Origin of the sequence: Flavobacterium galactosidilyticum, assembly GCF_020911945.1 — a bacterium.
GTDB lineage: Bacteria > Bacteroidota > Bacteroidia > Flavobacteriales > Flavobacteriaceae > Flavobacterium > Flavobacterium galactosidilyticum.
This window is the reverse complement of the sequence record NZ_CP087135.1, coordinates 2,530,590-2,555,679: the sequence shown is the minus strand read 5'-3', so window position 1 is coordinate 2,555,679 and position 25,090 is coordinate 2,530,590. Positions and strand designations below refer to the sequence as shown.

At 30.3% G+C, this 25,090-nt stretch carries 14 protein-coding genes; 1 reads left to right on the top strand and 13 read right to left on the bottom strand.

The features are described from left to right. Positions 1-48: 48 nt before the first annotated feature. The 13 genes from LNP27_RS11020 to LNP27_RS10955 all read right to left on the bottom strand — a co-directional run bounded on the left by LNP27_RS11020 (position 49) and on the right by LNP27_RS10955 (position 17,728). On the bottom strand, positions 49-1,365 hold the full coding sequence (locus tag LNP27_RS11020; RefSeq protein WP_229941653.1) for a hypothetical protein: 1,317 nt from the start codon (positions 1,363-1,365) through the stop codon (positions 49-51). Between the two features lie 13 nt (positions 1,366-1,378). Then, entirely contained in the window at positions 1,379-2,623 is a 1,245-nt protein-coding gene (locus tag LNP27_RS11015; protein ID WP_229941652.1) for a glycosyltransferase family 4 protein, read from the bottom strand. Next, positions 2,620-3,702, bottom strand: a complete 1,083-nt coding sequence (locus LNP27_RS11010; RefSeq protein WP_229941651.1) for a glycosyltransferase family protein — start codon at positions 3,700-3,702, stop codon at positions 2,620-2,622. The genes LNP27_RS11015 and LNP27_RS11010 overlap by 4 nt, the downstream gene beginning before the upstream one ends. After that, positions 3,699-4,646, bottom strand: coding sequence for a glycosyltransferase family 2 protein (locus tag LNP27_RS11005; protein ID WP_229941650.1), 948 nt, complete (start codon positions 4,644-4,646; stop codon positions 3,699-3,701). Before LNP27_RS11005 ends, LNP27_RS11010 begins: the two co-directional genes overlap by 4 nt. 241 nt (positions 4,647-4,887) lie before the next feature. Continuing rightward, the gene (locus tag LNP27_RS11000; protein ID WP_229941649.1) at positions 4,888-5,826 is read right to left on the bottom strand and encodes a hypothetical protein; all 939 of its coding nucleotides are present in this window, start codon (positions 5,824-5,826) and stop codon (positions 4,888-4,890) included. A 44-nt stretch (positions 5,827-5,870) separates the two neighbouring features. After that, positions 5,871-6,899, bottom strand: a complete 1,029-nt coding sequence (locus tag LNP27_RS10995; RefSeq protein ID WP_229941648.1) for a glycosyltransferase — start codon at positions 6,897-6,899, stop codon at positions 5,871-5,873. Then, positions 6,893-7,546 carry a DUF1919 domain-containing protein gene (locus tag LNP27_RS10990; protein WP_229941647.1) on the bottom strand — a complete coding sequence of 218 codons (654 nt, stop codon included), beginning with the start codon at positions 7,544-7,546 and terminating at the stop codon, positions 6,893-6,895. The genes LNP27_RS10995 and LNP27_RS10990 overlap by 7 nt, the downstream gene beginning before the upstream one ends. A 173-nt stretch (positions 7,547-7,719) precedes the next feature. Then, positions 7,720-8,574: a glycosyltransferase family 2 protein gene (locus LNP27_RS10985; RefSeq protein WP_229941646.1), complete on the bottom strand. Its 855-nt coding sequence runs from the start codon at positions 8,572-8,574 to the stop codon at positions 7,720-7,722. 9 nt (positions 8,575-8,583) lie between these two features. Then, positions 8,584-9,885: a lipopolysaccharide biosynthesis protein gene (locus tag LNP27_RS10980; RefSeq protein ID WP_229941645.1), complete on the bottom strand. Its 1,302-nt coding sequence runs from the start codon at positions 9,883-9,885 to the stop codon at positions 8,584-8,586. A gap of 49 nt (positions 9,886-9,934) precedes the next feature. Further along, positions 9,935-10,936, bottom strand: a complete 1,002-nt coding sequence (locus tag LNP27_RS10975) for an acyltransferase family protein (protein ID WP_229941644.1) — start codon at positions 10,934-10,936, stop codon at positions 9,935-9,937. A 2,514-nt stretch (positions 10,937-13,450) separates the two neighbouring features. Next, positions 13,451-16,462, bottom strand: coding sequence for a fibronectin type III domain-containing protein (locus LNP27_RS10965; protein ID WP_229941643.1), 3,012 nt, complete (start codon positions 16,460-16,462; stop codon positions 13,451-13,453). Continuing rightward, positions 16,459-17,190 carry a hypothetical protein gene (locus tag LNP27_RS10960; RefSeq protein WP_229941642.1) on the bottom strand — a complete coding sequence of 244 codons (732 nt, stop codon included), beginning with the start codon at positions 17,188-17,190 and terminating at the stop codon, positions 16,459-16,461. Before LNP27_RS10960 ends, LNP27_RS10965 begins: the two co-directional genes overlap by 4 nt. Before the next feature lie 4 nt (positions 17,191-17,194). Continuing rightward, positions 17,195-17,728: a T9SS type A sorting domain-containing protein gene (locus tag LNP27_RS10955; RefSeq protein ID WP_229941641.1), complete on the bottom strand. Its 534-nt coding sequence runs from the start codon at positions 17,726-17,728 to the stop codon at positions 17,195-17,197. A gap of 763 nt (positions 17,729-18,491) precedes the next feature. Between LNP27_RS10955 and LNP27_RS10950 the strand changes: the two genes are divergently transcribed. After that, positions 18,492-25,082 carry a polyketide synthase gene (locus LNP27_RS10950; RefSeq protein ID WP_229941640.1) on the top strand — a complete coding sequence of 2,197 codons (6,591 nt, stop codon included), beginning with the start codon at positions 18,492-18,494 and terminating at the stop codon, positions 25,080-25,082. Positions 25,083-25,090: the final 8 nt, after the last annotated feature.

Sequence of the window (25,090 nt, the reverse complement as noted above, 5' to 3'; positions counted from 1 at the left end):
TTTAAATTATTTTAATAGGAGTTATAAAAACTACAATTATTAGCGCAATCATATACTTTTCAATGGACTAACATCTTTTTTAAAACTAGCTATAACTAAACCTGAAATAATGATTGCATATCCTAATATACTAGGTTGAGCCCATTGTCCAAGAAACAATGTTATACATGCTGCTCCACAAATAATAAAAGGTAGAAGTTTTGCCTCTTGAGGTAATTTAAACGATTTAATTGCCAAACGAATAGCAAATAACATTCTTAAAAATATTAAACCACCTCCAAATATGACACCTTGTTCACCTATCAAACGACCAGATTCCATTTCTGAAATCATGAAATTTGTTTTACCTGTTAACATCTGGGCGCCTGCATTTGTTCCCATTCCTAAATTACCTGAAAATAAGGGTTGACTTAATAAGTCACCAATGGGGCCAAAAGTTTCATTTAAGGCTCTTAATAAAATAGAATCTTTTAAACCACCCGAACCAGCTTGCAGATTAGCCGATTCAACACGATCCAAAAAAACCTCAGTTCCTACGTTAAATATCGTTAAATACTTTTGTAAAATAAATATTACAAAACAAAAAACAACACTAATAAATATTAATCTAAATACTTGTTTACCTGTAGTAACAGATGCTATTATTGCAAATAATCCAACTATAATTACAGCAGCAACTGCACCGCGACTTATAGTTAAAGGTAAACCCACAACCAATGCAATTGTACTAATATAAAGAAGAATTTTTGAACAAGAGTCTTTGGATAACCAAAAATAAAAGACAAAAACAGATACTCCTGTATAAAAATTAGCCAATCCAGAAATAAACGAAAAAGTACCAGAAGGACGAAAATAACCCATCGAACCCGCAAAACCAGCACTACCTTCACCTCCAATACCTATATTAACAAAAGCAGATTGAGGACTAATGTACTGAAAATAAACAATTAAAGTTACCAAAATATTAATTCCCAAAAACGCACGTCCCATTTTTAATATGTCATCTTTTGTGAAAACTGCACCTATTATGAATATCAGAGGAAAATGAATTAACATAATCCTAGCACCATAAAGACCTACAAATAAATTCCCATGACCGAAAGTTAATGTAATAGCTAAACTTAATAAAGTGAATATTAAACTTATAACAACGTAAGGATTTATAAATTTAATATTCAAATAAAAAACTCTTAGAATTATATAAATAGCAATAGGATCTCGTACCACCAATAATGGAGTAGCTAAACTAGGTAAAATCCATTTACGCAAAGCCCCTTCAAAAATCCAAAGAAAAAAATAAAGCCATATCGCTATTTTTATAGAATTATAATTTGGAAAAACTTCTTGTTCTGTGTTTATAATCATGAATGCTATTTATTTAGGAAATTTTTAAAGATGAAATTGCATCTGCCATTTCTTGCCCATAAACTGACCATGGTCTACTTTTTGCCTTTGCTTGTGCAGCCAGTCCGAATTGTTTCAATAGCTCTGGTTTTTCTAGAATAGTTAATAAAACTTCTTTTATTGCCATTGAAGAGCTAGGTGATACAATCCATCCATCTTCACCATGCTTGATTAAATCAGGTCCTGCTGTTCGATCAGTCGTAATAACAGGAACTCCTTGTGACATTGCTTCTGTAATCACCAAACCAAAACCTTCAAAAAGAGAAGGAAAAACTAAAACATCATGTTCACGCATACACATTAGTACTTGATCATGAGACAATGACGGCATCCAATGATGCTGATCTAAAGCTTTATTCAAAGCATTACAATCAGAAACTACTTTATGCCCCACAACAGTTAATTCTAATTTATTTTGTAATCCTTCTACTGCATCAAACAAATAAGAAAGTCCTTTTCTCTGTGATAATCCTCCTACAAATAAAACTTTTAGTTTACGACCTTCTATTGGTTTATATAATTTTTTAAAATTCACCTCAGGAAAACCGTATGGAATTACTTTTATTTCTGTCAAATTTCCAGAATAGTATTGCAATGTTTTTTTTGTAAAACTACTTGCAACAAAAATAACATCTGCCATGGATAATTCTTGGTCTTTTTTATTCAACTTTTCTGGTGAATCATTAAAACCTATAAGTGTACTGGACCAATCAGGATTATCATCAAATTCATTTTTCATCAGTAAAAGAGCACTCTTATAATAACCAATAGGCAGGTCATAAATGCATTTAATTCCCAATTTTTTGGCTTTTGTAAAAGTGGCTAATGAACCATCTTCATATCCATATATTCCTGATAATCCCTCTTTTTTTACTTGATCCAAATTATTAGCAACCCATAAATCGTGTTTTTTATAAACACTGTCAACAGAAAAATAGCCTTTTTCGTGTTTTACCAAATTCTCTAAATGAAATTTTGAAGCTAATAAACGTCCAAACTCAAAAAAAGAGTTTGATCGAGTGTAAGGTTGCCAGTCTTTCTCTAAATTTCTTCTTTTTAAATCTTTTAATTTTGGATTGTTACCCAACTTATATAATAGTTGACCTGGAAATATTGCAACAGCTGTAAACAATTTAAAAAGTAATTTATTTTTCAATAAACCAATTACTAAATTTTTTGAATTTGCATTTAAAGTGGGATGAGATACTAGTATCTTCATATTTTAGAAATAGAATTAATAAATTGCTTTGCCATGGAATTCAAATTAAACACGTTAAAATCCACTTCAATTATATTTAAATTATTTTTCTCATATTTAATAATATTTGGCACAATATACTGTCCTTTTGTTGGTGTCCATTCACGTGAAACGGAAATAGTGGTGAGTTTATGTTCTCTATATGCCGCGTAAACTCCACTCTTTTCCGTTTGAAAATAAGGAGTTGTAGAAATACCAAAATCACTATCAATAAGAACTTGTGATATTACATTTTCAGATTGCAGACCCATAACTTCATAACAAATATTGTAATTATCTAGAATAGTTGTATAATAAAACAATTCAGAGCCATTTTTCCCAATAAAAATAAACTTTATAGGTTTAATAAAGTTAATTTTATTGGAGACTAAATCAATAATAAAATCTCCAAAAGGAGCTCCAGTTTGAATGGTACCAAACAAAACAAATTGTATAAATTTTATAGTTTTATTTTTTAAAGCTGTTGTCGGTATATTACCGCAAATTGGTAATAAGTCAACTTTAATATTATGAGATTCAAGAAAAAATTGGTATAATTTATTTTGTGTACTAACTAAATTTGGTTTAATATTTACAAAAATTTTTTTAATTATTAATTGTTGAAATTGACCTATACATTTATGTTTAAATGAAGATTCAATATCTATTCCTAGCCATAATTCATGAAACATAATATGCCATTTGTACTTTGACTTTAATTTCTTCAAGAAAGAGGGCAACCAGAAAGGCAATCCTTTTGAGTTAAAACTATAAGGTACAAACTGCAGGCTAATCCAATCGGGTCCATATTCTTTTAAAATATTTTCCACCCAAATAAAACGCTGATTATTTATTATTGATACTGGTATCCGGTTTACAATTACTCTAGTTTCCTCTACCATTTGATTTTCAGTATTAAAACAAATAGCCTGATAATCGCATAAAGCTATAATCCGAACTTGATGCCCCAATTTTATAAGTTCACCACTCAATCGGCGGGTATAATCACCAACTCCATCCTGTCCAGGCTCTAAAGATCCACAAAGAAAAATAATTTTCATAGGTAGCTTTTACGATAGTCCAAAATAAACTTCGAAATATAATTGGGAAATAATAATAGTAGCCCTTGCAAGATTCTTATGGTTACATTTTTTCTTGGATAAAATTCACTATTATATAATTTTTTAGCAACTTCAACATTTCCATTACTTAAAGCATTATTTATACCTGGTACTATTGCATTAATTATCAATTTATATTTATCAGAAAAATACTCTTCAGGAATTTCAATATCCATAATATTAGATAAAAATTGACCAATCGACAGTCCTGATGATGTTGCTGAACCTTGATGCATTCGATAAAAAGCTAATTGTTCATTAACAAAAATAAATTTCCCACCGCCTAAGGCTATTTTTAAAAAAACTTCTAATTCCGGTGTGTTAATTCTGTTATCAAAAGATAATGTTAAAAAACAAATACGTTTAATTATTGCAGAAGACATCGGTATAGAATTTTGAAGTACTCTTTTAACTGGCTCTTTGACAATTCCACTTAAGAGTATGTCTCTTTTATATATATAATTGAGTTCTATGGTAATATCAACCAACTTTTCACCATTACTATCAATAAAAATTTGATCACAAAAAATAACATCAGCACTTAAATTTGGAGGTGCAAGCATCTTTTCTAAAAAATCAGGAGCAATCAAATCATCATCCCCTGGCATAAAAATATATTCTCCATTTGCCATTTCTACCAAGAAATTCCAATTTCCAGCTATCCCCAAATTTTTATCTTGAGCAACATACCTAACAATATATGGGTATTTTGATACCAAATATTCACAGTATTCTTTAATTTCCTGAACCAATCCTTTAGGTGTACAGTCTTGAGAAATGCAAATTTCAAAATCACTATAACTTTGATTTAAACAAGAATTGACTAATTCTATCAGATAATTTAACCTTGAATAGGTTGGAATACATATAGATATTTTTTTCATACTATTTTAAATATTATAATATTTTTACAGCATTATCCTTACTATAACACAATTTTATACCTGTATCTTTAGGAGGTTTTCTCTATTCCTTGTATTTAATAGTACAGTACTTTAAGAGAAACACATAGTTCTTGATAGATATTTTTCTTCAACCGATATTTAATTGAAAGTGAATGACATTTATAATGATTTGAAATCGAACTCTATTTTATTTTTTTACTTATATATATTTTAAATTTCATTATTTTTTCCAAAACCCATTAATTAATTTTGAAGTCATTAAAGCTAATTTCCGTCTATTCAATTTAAAAGTACTGTACAGTTTTATTCTTCCATTATAAAAATCAAAAAAATAATTATCGGCTACTATAGCCGCTTTACCTTTAATCGCAGTTTTCAAATAATTCATTTTCCACGGTTTTTCATCACCACCTATCGCATGAACCATAATACTAATTGGGTAGGCAAATCCCATAGCTTCTTTACCTATAACGGAAATAGGAATATCTCCATTTAAAGTTAAAACTGCATTTAAAACATCTTGGTCTCCTTTGTATGGAGATAAAGTATCTTCTTGATTAAAGTATGTAATTGGTAAATCATTTTTTTTGTAAGTTTCCGTAAACATGATCCAACTATCAATAATTTTGAATGTTTTTGAATCAACACCTATCGCACCACTATTAACATAATAATTCCAAAATTGACTCGTTCCCTGATCATATTGTTTAAAATCTTTACGCCATTGATTTCTCCAAGGATGATTATAATGCATCATATCATAACAAATATCTTGACAAAGAGCAACTCCGCTATTCAACCAATTTTCAAAAAATGTCCATTTAGCTAAAATCAGTATGTCAGGATCAAAATAAAAATAACCATTAGCATCTGTATATTCTTGATATACCTTCTTCATATAATATGGTTTATAATAACCAAAATGCATATCCACATTTAACTCATCAAATCGAATATATATATATTCAGAAACTTGATATAAATTACTTTCATTTTCAACTAAATGTAATTGGTTAATCCAGAAAGGTAAGCACCCCTTATATCCAATACAAAATAGCCCTTCAAATTCAGATTTCACTAATGAATTTAACAAAGTACCAACTCCAAATTCATAATGACCTTCAAAAAGAGTAATGACAATATTTTTATATGTTTTCATTTTGATATCTCAAGCGAGGTATATTTAGCATTAAATTGTCTAAATTATATTTTTGAATTTTTAAATAACATAGAATCTATAAAGCTATCTCTATAAGTATTCTTAACTTTAATAGTCGTTTTAAAACTACCTATACTTGAATATAAATCTTGTGTTAGATCTAAAATCTCATAATCACTTTTTTTAAGAATATTTCGATGAAATAAAATTTTAGTATAAGTAAATATTATATTTTTAATATTTCTACCTGCAATATATCTAAAATCATTATTTATACTTTTTGGAAATTTTTTATCTAAAGAATAGCCAATAAGCATAGGACCAGAGAGTCCAAATCCTAAAAATAATTTTTTATAATAATTAATTTCTGTTCTATTTTTGGGGATATAATGAGAAAATTGTAATTTTTTAGTCCATGAAATTTTATAACCAATCATTATTAAAGCTAAACACAACTCATGATCTCCACTACTAATTAATGATGATCCTATTCTATCTGTAGATTGAAACACAAATTGATAATTATTTATCAATTTTAAAAAAGCATTTTTATTTAAAATCATTCCAGCTCCATATACTACTTTTCGAGTATTTGTTATATCGCCTTCTTCAATATATTGTGAACCAACTGCCAAAGTATGATGTTGATTTTCCCAAAAGTAAGGTGGTTCTTTTCCTTCAAAAACAGGAACTCCATATCCCCCAATTATACCAACTTCCAAATTATTATCTATAATGGAAAATGCATCTGATAAGTAGTTTTTTGATAACCAATTATCATCATCACAAAACAATACAAAATCAAAAACTGAATTCTTTATACCGCATAATCTAGCTGCAGATAAACCAGGTGTTGGTTCTTTAATTATTTTAAAATTGGGGCTGTTTTCTTTTTTACCATTTTCCCACAAAGCGCTAGCAACTTCAGATGTTTTATCAGTTGATGCATTATCAATTATTAATACCTCCCACTGACTTGGATGTATATCAACCTGATTTAATAAATGCTCAATAGTTGGTTTTAACCTATTAACACTATTATAACAACAAACTATTATACTTATACCTACCATAACTTCCCTTTTTTATATTTAAGTTTGACAAATAGGAATTTCAAATATCGTTTAGTTGAAATCTTCTTTACACACCATAACTCTCCTTTTGAATTAATCCATTTGTCAACATCAAAATAATCCTTTGATAATTTATACAAGGCCTTTCCATCAGTTACATAATCATTAAAAGATTCAGCAATATGGACCAAATTATTAATATCAATTCTTTTTTTAGCCGAAAAGAAAACTTTACTATATTGAATTGAATTCCATAACGATGCATATTCTTTCCAATTAATTATTTCTCCATCACAAGCTTTAACAAACCAATTAGATGAATCTTGTGGCATTCTTGATAAACGCCTTATCCATTTTTCACTTGCTTCATCTTCATCTTTGTAATGCATAAAATGAATCTCGATATCGCCGAGCAAAGCAATAGGATATTTGTTTTTTGCGTGTAATTTTTCATATTCTATAAACTTAGTTTCTTTTATAAAAACCAATTTACATTTTAGATATAACGGCAGATTATCTACCATTTTAACAAACTGTATGGGTGGAATAAATAATCCTACAAAAGGTGTATTATATTGAATTCCTCGCTCAATATATAATTCAGCTCCCCAACAATTATTTGAAATGACACAAAAATTACTATCCATATTAATTTATTTACCGAAATAATCTTTTATAATTAAATTATTATTTCTTCTGTTAATAAATTTTAAAGTTATATACCGCAAGAACATTATTAGTTTTTTCATCTTTTATAAGTAGTCTGACATTTGAAAAAAATCAATAATAAATATAATGAATCTAAATTCTTACAAAAAAATTAAGCCATTATGGATCGAACCATAGTAAAAAACAGCTTAAAATCCCAAGGACTACTGCCTTTAATCATTGATTTACAATATCTTACTAAACCAACTAATAGACCTTTTCTAAATTTAAAACCAAATGCTTTAATCAGTCTAGTATGCCAAATAGGGAGAACAACAAAATAATAACTTTTTTTTTCGCCTAGTGGTATACTTGAATTGTTGGTTTCATGAATTCTGTAATAACCTATTACTTCATCACAATAGTACAAAGTACTTTTTTCACCATAACGTAACATTAATTCAGCATCACAAACTTGAGTATCTAAAAATAACTTACCATTCAATTTGATTTCATCTAATTTATTTTTTCTAAACATCGTAAAAACAATATGAAAAGGATTAGTAAAGACAATTTTTTCAAATGAATTTTCAACATATCCCGATTTTAAAAACTCATTTTGGCTGGTATATTCTAGTATCCCTGTTTTTTCAAAAAGCACTTTATACTTAAACGAAACAAAATCTATTTTAGAATCTGATAATTTCTGTACTCCTTTTTCTATAAAGGAAGGCTTATGAAGATCATCTGCATTTGCAATGACAACATATTCTCCTCTAGCATGATCATAAACATTATTCCAATTAGGTCCAATTCCAAGATTTTTTTCATTTCTATATAATTTTACTTTAGTTATATTATGGAATAAACTATTCATTAACTCCCAAGTTCCATCATTTGAATAATCATCTTGTACTAATATCTCTATATTTTGATAAGATTGTAAAAGAAAACAATTTATTGTTTCTTCAATATATTTTGCTGCGTTATATACAGGTATACAAATAGATACTAATGGACTAATCATATTAAAATATTAAAAATTATTAAATAAAATAGATCTTATTTTATGAATCTTAAATAGTGTATAGGATCCATATATTATAACTTGAATTATTGATATAAATATATTAAACCAAAGAATACCAATTAAACTTGAAATATCAAAAAGCAAAATACCAATAACAATACTGATTAAATTAGCCACAATATATATGTAAGGATTCATTAGCCATCCTCGACTAGAACTTAGAGAAAACAAAAGTCCCGTAATTAGTGCCAGACAACTACCTACTGTATTTAAAATAAGTGCTGAATCTAAACCTTTATAATTTTTACCTAATATCCATAAGAATTGAGTAGAAAATGTTGAAATAACTAAAACTATTATAATACATATAACTATTAAAAGTAATACATTCATTAAAAACTGGTTTAAAAGCACTTTATAATCATTCTTTTGTCGGGCAAAACGAGGAACTAATAAAGTCGAAAATATTGATGTAAAAACTCCTAATAAAAGAGACACTCTTCCTATTGCTCCAATTTGTGCAACAGACATAGAATTTCCAAATAGTGAAATCAACCAAATAGTAATTTGTCCCGACAGACAATAATATATTGCTCCTGGCATTATACGCTTAACAACGATTAAAATCTCTTTTTGAATAATTGGATCTGTTGTTTGCTTACTATCTATAAAATTATCAGCAATCTTTCTTAGATTTATATTTCCATAAATTCGAGGAATTCCTCCGGCTAAGATAGCAGCAAACGTCCATGGAAAAATAAAAATAGTCAGTCCAGTTAAAATAAGACGTCCTAAACCTACGCCCACTTGGTTCATTTGTAACGGATATATATTCTGATGAAGTTTCGGAACAATTTCTAACAAAGAATCGGACAAGGCAGCGAAAAAAGCAGGAATCAAAGAAGCAACAATTAATATAGTTGTCAACCAACTGGCACCATTATGCAACAACAGATATATTAAGATGGGAGATGCCAATAGAATACTTGCGATAGCAAACTTACGACGCAAGTCTAGTCCAGTAGCCAAAATCACACCTAGTTTTTCCCTATCTTGCCAAACTTTTCCACCTTGTGACATTACACCTGTAGAAATACCTCCATCAGCTAACATTGTCATAGTTCCTAACATGGTATTCGCTAAGGTGTAAAATGCATATTCTTCTAGAGGTAATAATCGTATAATCAAAATTCCACTTGCAAATCCTAGAACTTGAATAATCAATTGTGCCCCTCCTGTAATACCAATTAATTTACCCCAATGCTTTGCAATACCGTATTTTGGATGATTCTTTACCTTATGTATCATACTTCAGTTTAAAATAAAAATTTGATACTCTCAAATAAGCTACTCTATTTTACATTCTATTTAAAATCCATTTTTTTCTTAATGTATCTAGTGGCAGATCATAATATTGATAAACCAAAAATGAAAACAAAAAAGTGACAAATAAATAAGCTAATGTATAAGGAATTCTATCTATTTTAGTGAGTTCTTGTATATAATAATTATAGGGTATTATAAACATCCAATGACTTAAATATAATACATATGACATACCACCTAGCATTATGTCTCTTGAATCACTTTTCCTTAACACACTATTTGCGAGTAGTGGTATTAAAAGAAAAGAACCTAAAATATTAAAAAATTCATTGTAACTGCTATTTGGCAATTTAACCATAGCAAATAAATCAGGTACCAGATAATGTACCAATAAAATCCCTGTAAATAAAAGGTTGAATGACAATTCAATCTTTGGTTTAAATTCTATCTTAGATTTATAAATTTCTATACCTATCAAAAAATAAACTAAAAATTTAAATATTGATTTACTCAAAAACAATTCCGGCATCAAAAATGAAAATACAAATGCTAAAAAAAAACTGATAATTATAAATAATATCCTTGTGTTTCTTTGTTTCATAAACACCAAAAGCATTGGTACTAAAAAATAAAATTGTAATTCGATATCCAGTGACCAAGCTGGAACTAATGGCGCAAAAATCAGCTGATTATAACCTAACAAAAAAAAGTTTACAATTAAAAAACTAATACCGCTTACAGAACTAAAATCTAATATTTCAAAAGATTTAGAATCAAATAGAAAAAGCATTAAAAAGGTAAAAATACTTACTAAATAATAAACTGGAAGCAAACGAAAAATTCTACTACAATAAAAAACTAGTATTGGTTGTTTTGTATCACTATATTTAGTTTCATACATCAAAGACACCCAGTATCCACTTAGTACAAAGAAACAAAATACAGCTAGATGTCCAATAAAAATAAACTTAGTAATATGAAAAAGGACGACTAATGTGGCTAAAACAAAACGAACTAAACCTGGTTTAATCATAATATTAAGATTATTTATCTTACAAATAAGAAGGGCGACTGAAGTTATTCATTAATTCTCAAGGTGTTTCTGAATGTCGTTACCAAGTCAAATTAATAATTCCTTTAGAAGTAATTATCTTTTTTTATTGCACATTGAATCTCTAAACTAAATTATTAATAGACAACTATTTTCAAGGTAGCTTTTAGTCCTATTCCAATTTACAATTTTCAAATACTAGTATTAATTATCTTCAGTTACCTTTAAAAGTTTTTTTTATAGACTTCTTGACGCAAATTCGAACTTGAAAATTGATGGTCTCTGGAATTAAAATAAAATTCAATTCCTTTTTCTTCGCAATAGCTTCTACAATAAAATCTCTGACTTTATAACCATTTCCAACAATACACAAATCACTATTAAAAGACTTTAAAAATATTGTTCAGTTCCATAGGTAATCACTTCATCCAAAAACCTGCAAGCCTTTAATTGTATGTATCGTTCAAGAGTAGTTTGTGTGCTTAGTTTTTTTTCTGGAAAATTAACAATAGGATCCTACTTTATACCAATTAAATAATCGAAATGAAGTTTCGCTTTTTGTAATATATTAGCAGACCCCGTATTTAATAAATCAAAACAATAAAGTTAATTCCAGTTTTCATAGTTTACATTAATTAATTGTATTTTGCAATATTGATTAATTTATAAAAAAATGGCACAAAACATTTTAAATATTTAAAATTTAAAAAAGGTACCCTACTGGAAAGTCACAAAATTAACTATCCAAAAATTAAATTATAAAAGACATTCTTAAATTATTACAGAATTATTTAAATCTTTTAGATAAAAAAATAAAATTAATATTAACTTAAAATCAAGTAATATTTTTTATCATTTATTATTAATCTTCTCAAAACTATATAAGTCTTTCAACTTTTAATAATATATCGGCCCAAAAGAATTTAAAATCCGATTAAAGGCAAAATATTAAATATAACAACAACCTATTATTTAGCCAACCATTTTAAAAAAAAATCAACAATCTGTTTATTAACAATTTGACCGATAAAAAAATTAAAAAACAGCCAGTTAAACCGTCTTAAAAGATATATTTTAGATTAAAAAAGCTAGAATATGTTCGGTGAAATAAAACCCAAATTTTAAAAAATTTCTTTCATATCAGGCTAACAGATCTAATAAATTAGCACATTCGTTAATTAAACTTACTCATTAGCTTGATTGGAATAAATTGGAGTTAGAGTTTCAAAAATTATATTCAGACCACCTAGCATCACCAATTAGGAAAAAAAATAGCAGATTTATTACTTTTAATAGTAATGTTTAAAGAAGGTGATGATTAATTTTTATATCGTTAGATTGAAAATAATTATTGTAATATTTACTGGAAAAGATCTTTTTCAAAATAAGCAACCGTTTGACCATAGTCAATTTCCTTACTTTAGAAAAATACTTCAAGAAAGTGGTTTAGAATTTCATTTTTATCAAACATTTTAATTGGATCATGAAGTTAAAACGAAAAAGAAGTTCAAATTGAACCATTTCTTTAGATAAGAATATCATCTTTCCTACGTCTGCCAAATTAACACAGAAAATAATTGATAATTCTACTAAAACTGGTAATTTAAAAGATAATGTTCATAGATAGATCTCTAAAAGAGTAGTCAAGTAATATCTTTGAGATGCTTATTTTAGTCATTACCTTAAGCGAAAAAACAGAAAGCATTAGCACCTAGAAAAAAATTACTAATAATAGGAAACAGAAGGGATTTTAAAAGAATATGAGAGTGCGTTAGTCAAATATAAAAAAGTACTCTCACAAGAAGGAGATAGCAAGGATAAAATTTAAAGTGTACATTAATCAAAAACCGCTTGCATCAAAAACACAAAGTACAAGATTCAAACAAGAAGTTGCATGAATGAGACTTAGAGCAAGATTAGTAATTGACCCACCAATATTATATTTAAAAAAAATTATTGATTAGAGCTAAAATCCCTCAAAAGTGTTGTTGGATATATTCACAGTTCGGTATGTGCAGGAATCGGATACAATTTAAAGCTCAGATTTAACCAAATCAAAGAGCAAATTATTTTTTGGTTATAATAATTGTTATACTTTTTACTTTACAATATCACTATTTTATTATAAATTTAAATTAATAGCTTTTTAAGCAATGACTATCTATAATAATGATAAAAAAACTTATACACTTTAAAAAATGGAATTTTCAAACATTGGCTTAGTAATAATTATTCATCATTTTTTGCCTGACAACTTAATAAAGATAGTAAACTAAAAAATAAACAATAGAAATTACTCTAAATTCAATGGAAAGATGATAGGGAATGTGATCAAGATAAATCGAATACTAATCTCTTGCAAAGTTTAAGTTAACTTAACAAAGTTGTTGGTTCAAATTAAGTCTGATTAATTTGAACCAACAATCTTATTGAGTAATAGATATTTTTAAATTTTCCTAAAAAAAATCACAGAATTACTTATATTATACACTGTGTTTATTTGTTTTGTGTTACTAAAAGTTGAGGGTAAGGAGTTGATGCTTCATTTATTAAAACAGTAGGAACTCTATCTTTGATATTAACAAGCATTTTACTAAGTGATGGATTTGATAATAAAACAGAGTTTACAAGTACACTTTGAAAGATGCTACTACCAGCTTTTATTACATTCCCTTTAACTGTGGAGTTAATAATATAGCTTCGAGTGTCTACATAATAATCAGCAAACATTTTTACGTCATCCATTAAATTACAACCTTCAAAAAATCCTCCTGCTGATTTGAAAGTAGCGTCTGTTACTGAATTATTATAAAAATTACAATTGTACATTGATAGTGCTGCACCCTTAATAATATTTGCTCCTCTATGATTAGTAAAATCACAATTAGCTACAATTGGAAATTTTTGATTCTCAATGTTAAGAGATATAGCATTATTATCAAATTTACAATCTACCCAAGCATTTACATTATCGGCTCTAGTTGCTATCATAGAAATTGCTGTTGTACACTTTATAAATTGATTTTTATAAAACATTGTCTTGTCGACATAAGTAGAATTTAACTCACTTTTGTCACTGCCAATTGCGGGTTCTTGATAAAAACCAATATTACATTCTACAAAACCTACATTATCAAGAAAGGTGTTATCCCAACCACCGTTTTTATCCAAGTGAATACCATAGGTTTGATTTCTAAAAACTACAAATTTTATATTCTGCCATGCAATTTTTAACGCTCCATAATTTAAGGAAGTGTATATACCAACACTTCCTCCTTGAAGAGTTAAATTTGATAATATAAAACTACCGTCCTGACTTGCAGTAGTTGATATTAACGGAAAATCATCCTTTAAGCCAACAATTACTGTTTTTCCTGTTCCTTGACCAACAATACCGTGCTTGAAATCTATAGTAGGCATCATTAGTGTAGAACTTATATAAAATACTCCTTCTGGTAACTCAGCAATTTTATTGGTATCTATTAAGTTTTGAATGTAAGCTCTACTATCTGGTTTCCCAATTCTATCTACTTCCCAATTCGCACCTAACGGATCTGGCAATATTTCCCAATCAGGTCTAGCCCAGGGCGTGTATTTAGTTCCTAAAATAGCATTTATTATTGGACTTTGATTTGAGATGGTAGAAGTTTGAACAACGTTATTTAATTTTACATCAGAATTTTTATTATAATTTTTATCAAAATGTTGAGCTTTTAGGTCAAACCCAGTAGTTCCTCCACCAAATCTTGTGTAGTTATCTAATTGATTGTAATACGATAAGAAATTCGTTTTATTAGACATTGTAGGTACTGTTCCACTTTCTATTAAATCTCTATTCATTAATAAAAAATTATTAGTTTCAATGTCATAAGATGGAGTTTGCCAAGTTCCATAGCTATTACCTCCGCTTAAGTCTGTAATTTTCACGTCCCCCATACTTCTTGCGTAAAACATAGCTTTTGTTCCCTTTCCTGCAAAATTCCACCCCTCAGCATCTATACCCACAAACGTGGCAGATTCTAGACCTTCTAAAATTGCAGAATCTCCATGAGGTGTTAAAAAATTAGTATGTAAATGTACATTTCCATAACTAGGCGTTATGGCATTTCCCTTCATAACAAGAAGATTTGATAATGAACCTGATTGGTTTTTAATTATCTTATTATTTCTTATATAACCTGACTGACTGCAATCAAAATTTAATGTACCTCGAAAATTTATAATTGAATTGTTTTCGAGCATAACATTTGTACCTCGCATAGTACCATACTTAATTGTTTTAATGTTACATCCCGAAATAACTCCGCCAGCTTGAAAAGTTATATAGCTATAATTAAGGAATAAATCTTCTAAATGAACATTATTACTTCCTGCTGCAATTGTTATATCAGAAACTTGCGTCAAACTAGGATGTCCATATAGGCGTTGATTGCTACGCATTACAATAGGCACACCCGAGTAATCCCCTTTTTCTAATCGTACAGAACCATACTTATCTAAAGCAGCTTGTAGCGTCGCTTTTTGTGCAAGCGGTAACAAATAAGCATTGAAATATTCAATTTCTTCTAATTGGTTACTTACTCCTGCGGCAACTACCGTCTTATTTGTTGTAAATGTTTGTTCATTACTATCCAATGACATATTGCCTGTCTTGTCAAGCGACCGAACGGTTAAACTATACGCTGTTTCGGGCATTAATCCCGTTACTTTATATGTTGTACTTGTTCCAGCAGATTTTACTAACAAAACATTTTTACTATAAATACCATAATCAGTAATAGATGTATTAACTGCGGGAGCTGTCCAATTCAGAACTACACTGCTTTCAGTTATTTGACTTGCTACTAAATTCGTTGGCGCGGACACCTTACTAGTTGTAAATGTTAAGACATTACTATCATTTGAACTATTACCGCTTTGATCAAGCGATCGAACCGTTAAACTATAAGCCGTTTCAGGCGTTAATCCCGTTACTTTATAGGTTGAACTTGTTCCAGTAGATTTAACTAACAGAATATTTTTACTGTAAATACCATAATCTGTTATAGAACTATTAACTGCGGGAGCTGTCCAATTTAACACTACACTACTGTCTGTTATTAGACTTGCAATCAAACCACTCGGCGCTAAAAGAATCGGTTGACCGACCACATTTTTTGTAATAAATATAAGATATTCACTATCAAGTGACATCTTACCTGTATTATCGATCGATTTAACCGACAATGTGTATGCTGTTTCGGGAGTTAAATCTGTTAATCTAAAGCTTAAATTTGTACCATCAGATTTACCCAAGAAAACATTTTTACTGTAGATACCATATTCCACGATCGAACTGTTATTGGTAGGCGCAACCCAAGTTAAAAATGCACTATTTTCAGTAACTTGATCTACTATTAAACCAGTTGGAGCACTCAAGCTATTGTTCTTTCCTTCTTCAATTGCATACTGGTAGTTTTGCGAAAAAACTACTGATGAAAAGAGTAAAAAGTAAATTAAATGTTTCATTGACCAGATATTATATAGGAATTTGTGCCAGTTTTTCTAAGAAACCCAAATCTTACGCTGCCAGTTGTGCTTGCAAATTTTGCACTACTATTTGCATTATAGTTAATCATCACTCCAGACAAAGCTTGTATAGTTAGTACTGCACCATTATGTGCTTCTAAATTAATAGTATCACCTACTAACATAGATCCAAATCCAGATGTCAACGTTAAAGTTGCCGATGCGGTACATTCAATTGTATTATTAATATCCGAAACAGCTATGTTTCGAGAACCAGTAAATGTTACTATAGCAGCTCTACTAGGAGAAGCACTAACACCACCAACTAATCTTTCAGCAGTTTTTGAATGAAGCGCATAAGGAACACTCAACAGCTGTGTAATTCCAATAATATTATAATTAGATCCACCCGCAACATCGACTTGTGTTTCTATAAAATAAGGTCCTTTTTCCCAAGAAATCGTAGTGAAATTGCCTGAAATTGCAGTACCAGCTCCTATTTCAAGTGAAACTAGACCATTACCGTTTGTTTTACTGAAATGTGATTCTTGATAAACATTAGTTCCTGTGGATGAACCTTGATGTACAATCACTTTAAGACTAATATTCGAATTAAGTACCAAACTATTGTCTTGTGCTCGAATAATTGCTTGATAACTCATTTTTTCTGGTGCTTGTGCAAATACAGTAACAGTCACAAACAAAGCTATGGTTAATAATAATTTCATTATTTTATTTTTTTAATATTTTAAATGTTTTCACTGATTTATTATTTATATACACTTGAAGTATATAAATAGATGAGGTAAGATGGCTAATACCAATTTGAGTTTGATTTTGATCAATTTTGCCTTGTTTTAAAAGTCGTCCTTGAATATCATAAAGCTTATAACCACGTTGACCATTTTCTACCTCATCCCCTTGCATACTCACATTTACAAAATCTGTTGTCGGATTCGGAAAAATAAATATTTCAGTCTTAGTATCTATAATGACTTCAGGACGACCTAAGGAATCGCTCTTTTCGTCATGCTGTATCCCTTGCGCTAAATTATAAACTGATGGTTGCCCTACATATGTATAAAACACTTGCCCAATTGAATATGCAACTGTACCAGAATTACCTGTTGCATTGTGACCCGACGTAACTATTGTTTCCATTAAATTATTCGCACCAACTTTAGAACTTTGACTACTAACTTTAATAGATAAAAATAATAGTACTATTATAAAAAGATTAATTGTTTTTAATTGTAAATACTTCACAGGTTAAAAGTTTTTTTAAAAAAATTTAAGCTGCGAAAGTATTTAATTACCATAAAAATATCGACATAACGCCTATTATAATCGACAAAATACACAAAATGTATTGGTTTAATGGTCAATTACTTACATGAATAAATATTCAAAATCGAAACTATTCTCAATATTTTAAAAAAGACGTTTAGATGCACGGCTAATCAAGAGCAATAACTCAAATAAAAGGTAATAAACTAATAGTCATAACATAACGTCATTTTCTTAATATAATTATTTTATTACTGCACAAAGTTTTTTTTTCTTTTACACTGTTAAATACTAAAAAAAATTACTTAATAAAAAAGACAATGAACAACATTAAATCTTACTCCTAAAATGACCATTTAATTTGCAAATCTATTTGTTTGAATAAATATCGATATGCAAAAAGATAAACATGATATCAAAAAATAACCATGTAGTAAAAAATATATTATGATATAATACTATTTTTTTTCTAAGATTTAACTTTAGTAATATAAAAAATGTAATTCATCGAGAATAATAGCTTTATACAGAAGATGTAATTATAACTACTTTTTTTTTCTTTATTTTGATTATATGATATGATCTAATTTAAAATACAAACTATTTATTTCATTATAATTCTAACATTAACCCATTGATTTAAAAAAGGTTAAAAAATCAGCCACACTTATCTGATCATAGAAGTGAATTTCGATTATAATTTCTTTTTTGCGTTTTAATAATAATATTAACATCTTATAGGATGGAAGCAGCTAACAATATCTATTCACTTTTTGAAAAAGCCGCAAAACTTTATTCAGAGGATTGTTGTTTAATTTTTAACAACAACAGACTTACCTATAATCAGTTAGATGATGAGGTAATGAAAGTGTACGGTAATATCATAGAATTTGCTAATAATGAAAAAATAATTGGAGTACCTACAACTAGATGTATCGAGCAAATAATTTTTATTTTGGCAGTTTTAAAATCTGGAAAAGCATATTTACCAATCGATTTTAATTATCCGAAAATTCGTATACAAAATATCATCCAAAATTCAAACCTTAACTTTTGCTTGGCAAGCAAAGTTGATGAAGATATTGTAGTGTCATCTGGACTTAGATTATTAGAATATGGTATTAAACATAGCTCGACAGAATATAAACAAGATTCAATGTCTGAGAATGCTGCGTATATATTATATACTTCCGGTTCCACGGGAGATCCTAAAGGCGTTTGCATGGGACAAGAAGCTATTATAAATCTTATTAATTGGCAAAATAAAAACTCAATAAGTACAAAAGGAGCTCGTACTTTACAATTTGCTCCTTTAACTTTTGATGTCTCTTTTCAAGAAATCATGGCTACGTTAACCACTGGAGGAACTCTTGTACTGATTGATGACCCTATAAGACTTGACATGGCTGCACTCTTAAAGTTTATAAATGAGCAAAAAATTAATAGACTTTTTTTGCCTTTTGTAGCATTACAAGCATTAGCAGAAGCTGCTCTAAGCATAGGAGAATTCCCCTACTCTCTTAATGAAGTGATGACTGCAGGTGAGCAACTTAAAATTACCCCTGTGATAAGAGCTTTTTTCACAACGCTAAGTCACTGTGCCCTCTATAATCAATATGGTCCTACTGAGTGTCACGTAGTAACTGAATTAAAATTACAAGGTAATCCCACTAATTGGCCATCGCTGCCTACAATTGGTAAGCCTATTAGCAACACCTCAATACTTATCCTCAACCAGAAAAAAGAAGTTTTGGTTGATGGTGAGATTGGAGAACTTTACATTGCTGGAAAGTGTCTAGCGGAAGGCTATCTAAATAACAAACAGTTAACTGATGAAAAATTTCTCGATTGGAAATCACCGGAAGGCGCAGAGATTCGTGTATATCGATCAGGAGATATAGCTAAATATTTACCAGATGGAAATATAGAATTTCTTGGTCGTCAAGATGATCAGGTAAAAATTAGTGGACATAGAATAGAACTAGCTGAAGTAGAATTAGCCATTAACTCGTTAAGTGGTATACATCAAGCGGTTGTCCTTGCGTCCAATCAGTTAGGACAAACACAGTTAGTTGCGTATATAAAACCTACTGAAGAACATATTGATGTTGCACGTATTCGTGGAGAACTAGTAAACGTGCTTCCTGAGTACATGATTCCTTCATATTTTATATTAATTGAAAACTTTCCGCGTACTTCTAGTGGAAAGATAAACAAAAAAGCTTTACCTAGTCCACAATATAGCAGACCTACCTCAGCACCTCTTTTGAGAAGACCCACAACAAAAATTGAGAAAGAAATTACTGAAATATGGAGTAAATTACTGCAAATACCAATAATAGGTATTGATGATAACTTTTTCGAAATGGGTGGAACATCATTGTTAGCTCAAAAAGTGGTTTACACAATTAGGAAAAGTAGCAATCTAGATATATCCGTTACTAATATGTATCAGTATCCTACAATTTCAAGTCTATGTAAATTTGGGGAATCTGCAGATCAATTGTCAAAGTTTGAGGATTTTTCGAAAGTAAAACAAAATAATACGTCAACAGATGTTGCCATTATTGGGATGGCTGGAAGGTTTCCAGGAGCACAATCAATAAATGAATTATGGGAAGTCTTAAAAGAAGGTAGAGAAACTATTTCTTTTTTCAAGCCAGAAGAACTTGATTTAAACATTTCAGAGTCTGTAAGAAAAGACCCGCTTTATGTTGCAGCGCGTGGAATTATCGTTGAAGCAAATACCTTTGATCCTGCTTTTTTTGGAATTAATAACAAACTAGCAGAAGTTATGGACCCACAGCAGAGACTGTTTTTAGAAATTGCATGGGAAGTACTTGAGCAAACTGGTTATTTGCCAAAACATTTTAATGGTAGTGCTGGTGTTTATGCTGGTATAGGAACTAATACCTATTATAAAAAGAATATTCTACCTAATACAGAAATAGTAGAAAGTATAGGATATCTTCTAACAGAAACAGTAAACGAGAAAGATTACATAGCATCTAGAACAGCGTATCATTTAAATTTAAAAGGTCCTGCGGTGAGTGTACATTCCGCATGTTCTACCTCGCTACTAGCTATTGCAGAAGCAGTTGAATCTATCAGGAGTGGTCAGTGTGATATTGCAATTGCTGGAGGTTCCAGTGTAACTGCTCCTGTTTTTAGTGGTCACCTTTATCAAGAAGGCTCCATGTTAAGCTCTGACGGACATTGTCGCTCTTTTGACACTGCGGCAAAAGGAACTGTGTTTAGCGATGGCGCAGGCGTAGTATTATTAAAAAGTTTAGAGGATGCTCAAAAGGATGGTGACAAGATTTTTGGAATAATAAAAGGAATTGGCGTTACAAATGATGGTGGAAATAAAGGTAGCTTTACTGCTCCAAGTGCTGAAGGACAAGCTATTGCTATTAAGAAAGCAATTCAGGACGCTCAAATTACGCCAGATTCAATAAGTTATATTGAGACTCATGGAACCGCAACACCATTGGGAGATCCCATAGAAATCGAAGGGCTTACAATGGCTTTTGGTAAACAATCAAAAAATGGTTATTGCGCAATTGGTTCGATAAAAAGCAATATGGGGCATCTAACTGCTGCTGCTGGTGTAGCTGGATTGATAAAAACAGTCTTGGCTTTGAATAACAAATTAATTCCACCTTCAATAGGGTATGAAACACCAAATCCTGTTATAGATTTTGATAATAGTCCGTTTTTTGTGAATTCAAAACTACGGGAGTGGGAAGCTAAAGGTCCTTTAAGAGCTGGAGTTAGCTCGTTTGGAGTTGGAGGAACTAATGTGCATATTGTTTTAGAGGACTACCCTGAGCAACAAAAAATATCTGGTCCAAGTAAACCTTTACAATTATTAATGTGGTCTGCAAAATCTGAAAATAGCTTAAGAGGTTACCAAAAAAAAATGGGGAACTTCCTTAAAGAAAAACCTAATTTGTCATTAGCTGACGTTGCATTTTCATTAAATAAGACGCGTGATTCGTTTATACATCGAAGCTTTCTTCTTTCAAGTAACAACTTAGATGCAAGTCGAGAGTTATTATCAGAAGCAAATAGATCTACTAGAAGTTCGGTACTAAAAATAGCGCCACACGAGTTAGTTTTTCTTTTTCCTGGGCAAGGATCTCAATTTTCACAAATGGGCTTTGACCTTTATAACAATGAATCTGTTTACAAAAAAGCAGTAGACGAATGTGCTGAATTTTTATTAGAGGATTTAAAACTAGATATTCGTGAAATATTGTATCCAGAAATAGTTACACCAGAATCTGAGGCCAAATTAAAAGATACTAAGTTCACACAGCCCGCTTTGTTTGTAACTGAATATGCCTTATCTCAACTTTGGTTAAGTTGGGGAATAAAACCAACTGCCTTGTCTGGCCACAGTATTGGTGAGTTTGTCGCAGCGCATATAGCAGGAGTTATAAATTTACGAGATGCATTGCACTTAATTGCGATAAGGGGTCGTCTTGTAAGTGAACTGCCGCGAGGTAGTATGTTATCAGTAAGACTTACAGAAGATAAGCTAAAAGATATTCTTCCAGAAAAATTATCAATTGCAGCAATTAATTCAAACTTACTGTGTGTCGTTGCTGGAGAAGATAATTTAATTAAAGAATTTGCAAAATCATTAGATGTCTTGGAAATTGCTAATAAGTTATTGCAAACTAGTCACGCTTTCCATTCATCTATGATGGATCCTGTTTTAGATATTTTTGAAGCAGAAGTCAAAAAATTAACACTTAATAAACCTAATATTTCCATAGTTTCGACAGTTACTGGCTTACTTCTGACTGATGAGGATGCTGTTAACCCAAAATATTGGTCAGGTCATTTGAGAAGTACCGTTAGGTTTGCAAACGCCGCAGATACATTATTGAAATTAGAAGATCCAATTTTTATAGAAGTTGGCCCCGGTCAAACATTAACTTCATTAGTTAAACAGCAAGGAATTGGTAAAATAATCCCCTCATTTGTTAGTATAACGCTGCCCAAAAATGAAGAAAATAACTATAGTACCATACTGAATTGTTTAGGGGAATTATGGCTTAGAGGACTAGATCCTGACTGGAATGCTTTTTATAGGGATCAAGATAGGCAGAAAATAGAACTACCTAGCTACGTTTTTGATCGCAAACTTTGCTGGATTGATCCTCCTAACTTTCAAAAACAGCAGTTAATATCCAATGTAATTACAACTCCAAATACAGTTAAAAATTTAAATGAAAATAGACCCATGCGAAAAACTACAATACTTAATAAAATTGCAACAATTGTGAGTCAAACGTCAGGTATCGAGTATACAATTGATGCTTCCTCTCATAGCTTTCTTGACTTAGGACTAGATTCATTGACTCTTACACAACTTGCAATTAGTTTAAAGAAGGATTTTAAACTTCCTGTTACTTTTCGTCAACTTAACGAAGAGTATGGCTCACCAATCCTGCTAGCAGATTATATTGATCAAAATCTTCCAAAGGGAGAGTCCGACAATAACATACAAAATGATAATTCTCAAAACTCAATTATAGGAACTGCCCCAATTATTAATAATTTTAATTCTTCTTTACAAAGTCAAGACAGCACAGCTTTAGGATTAATAGCTCAACAAATTCAACTTCTAGGTAAGCAAATTGAACTGCTTCAAGGCACTAATATTGTGTATTCCAATGGAGTATCGGAAGAAAAATATGAGCAAAATATTCCATCCATAAAAAGTAGTGCCAAAACACAAGATTTTAGAACGCCAGAGGAAATTGTAGAACATCAAAAACCCTTTGGTGCATCTCCAAGGATTGAAAAAAAAGCTAATGAAATGAGTCATTCACAAACAGAATTTCTCAATCAGTTAATAGCGAGCTATACTAAAAAAACGAGTTCTAGTAAAAAGTATGCACAAAAAAACAGAAGTACTATGGCTGATCCCAGAGTTGTTTCTGGATTTAAACCCTTAACTAAAGAAATAGTTTATCCAATCGTTATTGAAAAATCAAGCGGAAATCGTCTTTGGGATATAGATGGCAACGAATATATTGACACCCTTAATGGGTTTGGCTCTTGTTTTTTTGGACATCAACCTGATTTTATAAAAGAAGCTCTTCATAAACAGATTGAAAATGGATATGAAGTCGGACCTCAACATCCTTTAGCTGGAGAAGTTTGCGAACTGCTTTGTGAATTTACAAAACTAGAAAGAGCTGCGCTTTGTAACACGGGTTCTGAAGCTGTATTAGGAGCCATGCGAATTGCAAGAACTGTCACTGGAAAATCTTTAATTATTGCATTCTCTGGTTCGTATCACGGTATAATAGACGAAGTTTTGGTACGTGGCTCAAAAAAATTAGTTACATATCCTGCCGCTCCTGGAATTATGCCTGAAAACGTTCAAAACATGTTAATTTTAGAGTACGGAACAGAAGAAAGCCTCAAAATAATTGCAGAAAGAGCAGATCAATTAGCTGCTGTACTTGTTGAACCGGTACAAAGTAGAAGACCAGAATTTCAACCAAGAGATTTTTTACATAACCTGCGCGATCTCACGACTAAATATGAAATACCTCTTATTTTTGATGAAGTTATTACAGGCTTCAGAATGCATCCTGGTGGAGCTCAAGCCCTTTTCGAAGTTCAAGCTGATATTGCAACTTATGGTAAAGTAATTGGTGGCGGAATGCCCATTGGTGCCATCGTAGGAAAACGAAAATATATGGATGCTTTAGACGGAGGTCATTGGCAATACGGAGACGATTCTATTCCTGAAGTAGGAGTTACTTATTTTGCTGGAACTTTTGTAAGACATCCATTAGCATTAGCAGCTTCAAAAGCATCATTAATTCATCTCAAAATCCAAGGTCCTGATTTACAAAAAAAACTAAATGAAATGACTTCTCGTTTGGCATTTGAGTTAAATACTGAATTCAAGAAAAGAGATTTACCAATGATAATAAATCATTATGGTTCATTATGGAGAATTAAATTTAATGAGGACGTTAGTTATGGAGAATTATTATTCACTTTACTTCGCGAAAACGGTATTCATATTTGGGATGGTTTTCCTTGCTTTTTAACAGAAGCTTATAAAGAAGAAGATGTAACAATGATCATCGAAACGTTCAAAATTTGTCTCACGAAAATGATATCCGCTGGTTTCTTTATAAGTGCATCTCACATTATACCTTCAGAAAAATCTGTGGTTATTAATAGTAATAAACCACCTGTAGAGGGAGCAAAACTAGGAAGAGATAAAGAAGGAAATCCTGCATGGTTTGTACCAGATGCTAGTGCTATTGGTGAATACGTTAAAATCGATTTATAAGAAATTAA